This window comes from Vibrio tapetis subsp. quintayensis, assembly GCF_030409945.1.
Classification (GTDB): domain Bacteria; phylum Pseudomonadota; class Gammaproteobacteria; order Enterobacterales; family Vibrionaceae; genus Vibrio; species Vibrio quintayensis.
This window is the reverse complement of record NZ_JAUFQV010000002.1, coordinates 1-6519: the sequence shown is the minus strand read 5'-3', so window position 1 is coordinate 6519 and position 6519 is coordinate 1. Positions and strand designations below refer to the sequence as shown.

General features: G+C 43.0%; 6 protein-coding genes and 5 tRNA genes. 8 read left to right on the top strand and 3 right to left on the bottom strand.

The window, feature by feature from the left end:
• The first annotated feature begins 91 nt into the window (after window positions 1-91).
• Window positions 92-168, top strand: a tRNA-Asp gene (locus tag QWZ04_RS00590).
• A 309-nt stretch (window positions 169-477) separates the two neighbouring features.
• On the opposite strand, the gene pssA is transcribed toward QWZ04_RS00590, so the two are convergent.
• Together pssA and QWZ04_RS00580 are read right to left on the bottom strand one after the other, a co-directional pair.
• The gene (gene pssA, locus QWZ04_RS00585) at window positions 478-1818 is read right to left on the bottom strand and encodes a CDP-diacylglycerol--serine O-phosphatidyltransferase (protein ID WP_290323987.1); all 1341 of its coding nucleotides are present in this window, start codon (window positions 1816-1818) and stop codon (window positions 478-480) included.
• Window positions 1819-1920: 102 nt separating this feature from the next.
• Window positions 1921-2343 carry a GNAT family N-acetyltransferase gene (locus QWZ04_RS00580; RefSeq protein ID WP_290323985.1) on the bottom strand — a complete coding sequence of 141 codons (423 nt, stop codon included), beginning with the start codon at window positions 2341-2343 and terminating at the stop codon, window positions 1921-1923.
• Between the two features lie 66 nt (window positions 2344-2409).
• Between QWZ04_RS00580 and murB the strand changes: the two genes are divergently transcribed.
• Complete coding sequence (gene murB, locus QWZ04_RS00575) at window positions 2410-3453, top strand: UDP-N-acetylmuramate dehydrogenase (protein ID WP_290323983.1); 1044 nt, start codon at window positions 2410-2412, stop codon at window positions 3451-3453.
• Window positions 3453-4415 (top strand): bifunctional biotin--[acetyl-CoA-carboxylase] ligase/biotin operon repressor BirA, encoded by a 963-nt coding sequence (gene birA / locus QWZ04_RS00570; protein WP_290323989.1) that lies wholly within the window; start codon window positions 3453-3455, stop codon window positions 4413-4415. Before murB ends, birA begins: the two co-directional genes overlap by 1 nt.
• A gap of 16 nt (window positions 4416-4431) precedes the next feature.
• On the opposite strand, the gene coaA is transcribed toward birA, so the two are convergent.
• Window positions 4432-5355, bottom strand: coding sequence for a type I pantothenate kinase (coaA, locus tag QWZ04_RS00565; RefSeq protein WP_290323981.1), 924 nt, complete (start codon window positions 5353-5355; stop codon window positions 4432-4434).
• Between the two features lie 213 nt (window positions 5356-5568).
• Here coaA and QWZ04_RS00560 point away from each other — a divergent pair.
• The 5 genes from QWZ04_RS00560 to QWZ04_RS00540 all read left to right on the top strand — a co-directional run.
• Window positions 5569-5644, top strand: a tRNA-Thr gene (locus QWZ04_RS00560).
• A 29-nt stretch (window positions 5645-5673) separates the two neighbouring features.
• Window positions 5674-5758, top strand: a tRNA-Tyr gene (locus QWZ04_RS00555).
• A 36-nt stretch (window positions 5759-5794) separates the two neighbouring features.
• A tRNA-Gly gene (locus QWZ04_RS00550) sits at window positions 5795-5869 on the top strand.
• 13 nt (window positions 5870-5882) lie between these two features.
• A tRNA-Thr gene (locus QWZ04_RS00545) sits at window positions 5883-5958 on the top strand.
• A gap of 92 nt (window positions 5959-6050) precedes the next feature.
• The coding region (locus QWZ04_RS00540; protein WP_290323979.1) for a GTP-binding protein at window positions 6051-6519 on the top strand (469 nt) is incomplete at its 3' end.

Sequence of the window (6519 nt, the reverse complement as noted above, 5' to 3'; positions counted from 1 at the left end):
TGTGAGAGTAGGACATCGCCAGGCTTTAAATTTAATCTTTAGATTGACCAATCTAAAGATATGAACACTCACTGTGTGAGTATTCCACTGCGGAGTGGTAGTTCAGTTGGTTAGAATACCGGCCTGTCACGCCGGGGGTCGCGGGTTCGAGTCCCGTCCACTCCGCCACTTATACTAAGCCCAAGTCTTACGACTTGGGCTTTTTTACGTCTGTAATAAGTGGAATTTCTATTTTGTAGATACTCCAAGATCTTGGCCGGGACTTGCACGCTGTTGAAGTTGTCTGGTATTTATGGGATGAGACGATGTATATTTTGGTATGTTGCTTATATAAGCTCGTGTACGTATACAGGCAAGCCCAAAGCTTTATTACGAGCACTTCTATTATTAAAGCCTAACGCCTTGCATCTCGACACACTGAGATGGCTCATTTTTAATAGTTATAAAAAAGCTCAGCAATGGCTGAGCTTTAGATGGTTATAGGATTTGCTTTAATACCCTATCGGCGCTGACTCGCCTAATCTTTCGGATGAGCTTTTGGACTTGTATTGGATAGGTATCCATTTTGTCCAATTGGCGATAGGTACAAATCAGTTCTGTATGCGCCAGTATTCCGCTGACTTCTTGTTCAAACTTTTCAGTTAGGAGTGAATAGTTGTCCTGAATGAGAAGCGCATTTTCTAGGTCTAGCTTCCAAGCTCTTGGATTTAGATTATTGCCGGTAAGCAACATGTATCGCTTATCTACCCATATGCCTTTTAGATGGAAACTATTGCTGTCATGCTTCCAAAGTCGAATTGATAAGTCTCGACTCGCGATATTGGCTTCGTTAATTTTGGCAAAGCGACGAAGATTCATCTCGTATAAATAAGGGAGCCCGGCAATAGTCTTAAAGTTTTCTTCAGGTGGGATGTAAAAGTCATTTGCCGTTTTATCTCCAACGACAATAGTTACCTTTACGCCACGTTTTAGTGCCTTTTTAACTTCTCGAGAAAGATCTTTCGGGAAATTAAAGTAAGGTGTGCAGATGAAGATTTCGTCTTTTGCGGCCGCGATTAATTGCACAATTCTCTTATTCAGAGAATTACGGTGCTTGCCTACGCCAACTAATGGAGTAATGGCGACATCGTTTGGTGTTGGCTCTATGTGGTCAAACTGGTATCGAGAGCGGGATAGGCTAGATCTAAATTGCCTAATTTTTGCTTTAATATCTTTAGTTGCTGGTTTATTAGGACAACACAGATTGTTGACTGCTGGGTGAGCTACAATTCTGTCTTTTATGAAATTGACCATGCTATCGGCCAGTACTGAATTATCAATCACATGGTAGCGGTCAAAGCGATAGCGTTCTTTTTTATGGAGATATATGTCATTAAGACTAGCACCGCTGTATATAACGGAGTTGTCGATGACGAAGCCTTTCAAGTGCAAAACACCGAACACTTCTCGACCACGAACAGGCACACCGTAAACAGGAACTTTATGCTCATACTCATTAGCAAATCGCTGATACATTGCTGCGTTGCCGAGTGATGATTCGGCACCAATCAAGCCTCGTTGGGCTCTGTGCCAGTCGACACAAATACACACATCAAGATCTGGCTTATTTTGTTTAGCGGCGTAGATAGCACTTAGAACTTCTCGGCCTGCTTCATCATCTTCCAAATAAAGTGCAGCGATATAAATGCGTTTTTTGGCATTTTCAATAGACGTTAGCAGATGTTCACGGAACTCGTGCGCGGAATACAGCACTTGAAAATCATCAGGATCTTGAGCGATGGCTGGTAATGTACTTAATGGATTCCGTGTGGCTATCATGTGTAAAGAAATACCTTTTACAGTCTGCAAAATTGCGAATCTATTATTTTATCAAAACTATCGTGGATGCGCTTCGAAAACTATTGTGAACTTGTTAGAAATTTAGTCAATGTATTGCATTGGTAACAGTGATTTACCGCTGCTTGTGTAGCGTTCAAACAGGTCCTTTAAATTTTGAGGAAGTTCCGCCTGCTCTATTAACGAAAACCGATGCTGTAGATACAAATTTTGTAGATGTGTGTATGCAAAACAATAGTCGTGGTCAGTAAGGTGATTTTTCTGACAGTAGTTCAATAATTGAGTCGCAAAGCCTTGCCCGCGAAAGTGTGGGCTGATTACCATACCAGTAAGCAAGCGATGTTGACCTACCGGTCGAAAGCGTACGACACCGACAAGCGACGTATCTGAATAAGCCGTAATAATACACTCATCTGATTTTGGTTTTGACGGGTAGTGTTGTTTATAGAAGCGCTTTATTAGAGGCAATTTTATCGGGTCAAGCTGTTCAAATCGAAGCGTTGTCATCAGTTCACTGCACTTAGTTAGGAGTTAAGGTAGAATAGATTCAGTTGAATTTTACCGTTAGTTGATATGCAAATACATAAAAATGCCGATTTAAAAGGGTTTCATACCTTCGCTGTTGACGCGGAGTGTTCCGCATTGATTGAGATAGACTCGATTGAGGAATTGATTACAGCTTTTCAGGCTGATGAATTGAGAGCGCTGCCAAAGTTGATTTTGGGTAAGGGCAGTAATGTGCTTTTCACTCAAAAATACCAAGGCGCGGTACTTATTAATCGTATGATGGGACGAACCGTTGTCGAGTCTGCACAACATGTACACTTGCATGTTAACGCAGGTGAAGATTGGCCCGAGACGGTTAAATGGAGTTTAGATAATCACTATTCTGGGTTGGAAAACCTAGCGATGATCCCGGGGTGTGTTGGAACGTCTCCTATTCAAAATATTGGCGCATATGGTGTTGAGCTTAAAGATGTTTGTGAGTATGTCGAGTACCTGTGTCTGGAGAGCTTACGTATTAAGCGGATAGCGAACACAGACTGCAAATTTGGTTATCGAGACTCAATATTCAAAGGCGACCTGAAAGATAAGGCGATCATTACAGCTGTTGGTATTGTGTTGGATAAGACATGGGTACCAAAGGTGAACTATGGCGGCCTAAGGGATATCCCATCTGACGAGCTTTCTCCAATGAGAGTCTTTGATACGGTGTGTCATATTCGTCAAAGTAAATTGCCCGACCCAGCTAAACAAGGCAATGCTGGTAGCTTTTTTAAGAATCCGGTAATTTCAAACTCCGACTTTTACGCGCTTCAAATGAAATATCCAACTATTGTCGGTTATGAGACAGAATCGGGCATTAAGGTTGCTGCTGGTTGGTTAATCGACAGCGCTAAACTAAAAGGCGTGTCGATTGGTGGCGCGCAAGTTCACGTTGACCAAGCTTTGGTAATTGTAAATTCTGGAGAAGCGACAGCTCGAGATATTTTGATGTTAGCCAAGAAAGTTAGGCAGTCAGTATTAGATCTCTACGGGATCGAACTTGAACACGAGGTTCGTTTTATTGGTGCAAAAACTGAAATAACATTAGATCAGTGGATAAAACAAGAATGATGAAAGAAGCGTCAATTAAATATGAATTGATTAAAGCATTGTCTGATGGTGAGTTCCATTCTGGTGAGCAACTGGGTGTGGTTTTCGGTGTGTCTCGAGCAGCAATCAGTAAGCACATGAAAGGAATACAAGACCTGGGCCTTGAAGTGTTTAGTGTGCAGCGTAAAGGTTATAAGTTGGCCAAACCACTGTATCTATTAGACCAAGCCAGTATCTGTACCAATACTGGCGTAGGAACAGAAGTATACCCAACGATTGAATCAACAAATCAGCACCTACTTGATAAGGTAGCAATGCTATCTAGCGGGGATACTTGTCTCGCAGAATATCAAAGTAAAGGGAGAGGTCGTAGGGGGCGTGAGTGGGTGTCTCCGTTTGGATCTAACCTGTATGTTTCTATGTATTGGAGACTTGATGCAGGGATGGCCGCGGCGGTCGGTTTGAGTTTGGTTGTCGGTGTGGCAGTGGCAGAAGCATTAGAGGCCGCAGGAATACCGAACATTAAGCTTAAGTGGCCAAATGATCTCTACTATCGAGATAAAAAGCTGGCTGGAATCTTGGTTGAAATGACCGGTCAAGCTGGCGGTGCCGCTCATCTTGTTCTCGGGATGGGGTTAAACATCGTCATGGCTGAGTCGACAGAAAATATCACCCAGCCTTGGACTTCAATAAGCCACATCTTAGAGAGTGACGATATAGACCGGAATGCTTTGGCTATCGCCGTGATCAATGCTTGGAAGAATGCCCTAGAGGATTATGAGTTATATGGGATGGCGGGATTTGTACCTCGTTGGAACCGCTTGGACAACTTTAAAGGCCGAGCTGTGAAGCTCATCATGGGGCCAAGAGAAATTCACGGTATCGTACAAGGGATTAATGAGCAAGGTGCCATATTATTGCAAACCGATAAAGGCCTTGAGTCTTATGTTGGAGGAGAAATATCTCTTCGCAAAAACGATTAGGCAGTGTAGATAAGCGTTACTTTCTCAGTAAGACTTGTTCGACAGTATGGTTGTTGCCCTTTCTTAAAATCAGTTGAGCACGCTCCCGAGTTGGGAGTATGTTTTGCTCTAAGTTTTTGCCGTTGATTGAACTCCAAATAGTTTTTGCTTTATTAACGGCTTCATCTCTTGGTAGTTGTGTGTAGTGGCTGAAATACGACCCTGGCTTTTTGAACGCACCTTGTCGAAATTTGAGAAAACGTTCGATATACCAATTTTCGATAAGTTCTGCGTCCGCATCGACAAACAATGAGAAATCTAAAAAATCAGAGATAAAAACATAATGCGGATCATGCGGGTAATCCATGCCGCTTTGCAGAACGTTTAATCCTTCGATAATCAGAACGTCAGGTAAATCGACTACTTTCTCTTCCGTGGTAATGTCGTAAGTTAAGTGTGAATAGACTGGAGCCTTAACTTGACGTTTGCACGCTTTTACATCAGATACAAATTCAACCAACCTACGCATGTCATAAGATTCGGGAAATCCCTTTTTAGACATCAGTCCTTGTTCATCTAATACCTTATTCGGATACAAAAAACCATCAGTCGTGATAAGTTCGACCTTAGGGTGATTATCCCAGCGAGATAGCAGCGCTTTCAGTAACCTAGCCGTGGTACTTTTTCCAACCGCAACACTGCCTGCGATGCCGATAATAAAAGGTGGCGCGTGCTCTTCATTATCTAGGAACTCATGCAATACCGAATTTCGGCGTTGTCTTGCGGCAACGTATAAATTGAGCAGGCGGGATAGCGGCAAGTAGATCTCGACCGCTTCTTCCATGGTGAGATTTTCATTAATACCCTGCAATTCTTTGAGATCATCTTGTGATAACGTCATCGGCACAGCATTTCTTAACTGCGACCACTGCTGACGATCAAACATCATATAAGGGCTCATAAAAAACTCGGACATGGATATAAAAAATAGGGAGTTGACAATACACTATGAAACTGAGAAATCAAACGACCTGAATGGCATAAATAAACCAAGATATTGATTAATGCCATCAAATTAGCGTCAAAACCGTAACAATATAAGGAAATTTGTTTTTTTTTTCATTTAGCTATTGCAAGCAACGAGTTCATTCAATAGAATTCGCCCCACTTATGTGCCGACTTAGCTCAGTAGGTAGAGCAACTGACTTGTAATCAGTAGGTCACCAGTTCGACTCCGGTAGTCGGCACCACTTTCTTTTTTAGAAAGTTAGAAAAATTTGGAGGGGTTCCCGAGTGGCCAAAGGGAGCAGACTGTAAATCTGCCGGCACTGCCTTCGATGGTTCGAATCCGTCCCCCTCCACCATATTTCTTAAGGAAATAGCTCTCAGAGTTACGTGTTGCGTGCATCGTATAATGGCTATTACCTCAGCCTTCCAAGCTGATGATGCGGGTTCGATTCCCGCTGCACGCTCCAACTCACAAATAGTGCTGATATAGCTCAGTCGGTAGAGCGCACCCTTGGTAAGGGTGAGGTCCCCAGTTCAAATCTGGGTATCAGCACCAGCTCTGATGCTACATCTCCTTTTGATATAAACACCATTAATTTTGGTTACGTGGCCATTTCGCCACCAAATCCGTACCTTGAGGGACAATCCATGTCTAAAGAAAAATTTGAACGTACGAAACCGCACGTAAACGTTGGTACTATCGGCCACGTTGACCACGGTAAAACAACTCTAACTGCTGCTATCTGTACTACTTTGTCAAAAGTATACGGTGGTGAAGCAAAAGACTTCGCATCTATCGATAACGCTCCAGAAGAGCGCGAGCGTGGTATCACAATCGCTACTTCTCACGTTGAGTACGATACACCTGACCGTCACTACGCACACGTAGATTGCCCAGGACACGCCGATTACGTTAAAAACATGATCACTGGTGCTGCTCAAATGGACGGCGGTATCTTAGTTGTTGCTGCGACTGATGGCCCAATGCCACAAACTCGTGAGCACATCCTACTTGGTCGTCAAGTTGGTATCCCTTACATCATCGTATTCATGAACAAGTGTGACATGGTTGATGATGAAGAGCTTCTAGAGCTAGTTGAGATGGAAGTTCGTGAAC

Coding starts and splice junctions, on each gene's coding strand:
- pssA (WP_290323987.1), bottom strand. CDS start 1,818: ATGATAGCCACACGGAATCCATTAAGTACATTACCAGCCATCGCTCAA.
- QWZ04_RS00580 (WP_290323985.1), bottom strand. CDS start 2,343: ATGACAACGCTTCGATTTGAACAGCTTGACCCGATAAAATTGCCTCTA.
- murB (WP_290323983.1), top strand. CDS start 2,410: ATGCAAATACATAAAAATGCCGATTTAAAAGGGTTTCATACCTTCGCT.
- birA (WP_290323989.1), top strand. CDS start 3,453: ATGAAAGAAGCGTCAATTAAATATGAATTGATTAAAGCATTGTCTGAT.
- coaA (WP_290323981.1), bottom strand. CDS start 5,355: ATGAGCCCTTATATGATGTTTGATCGTCAGCAGTGGTCGCAGTTAAGA.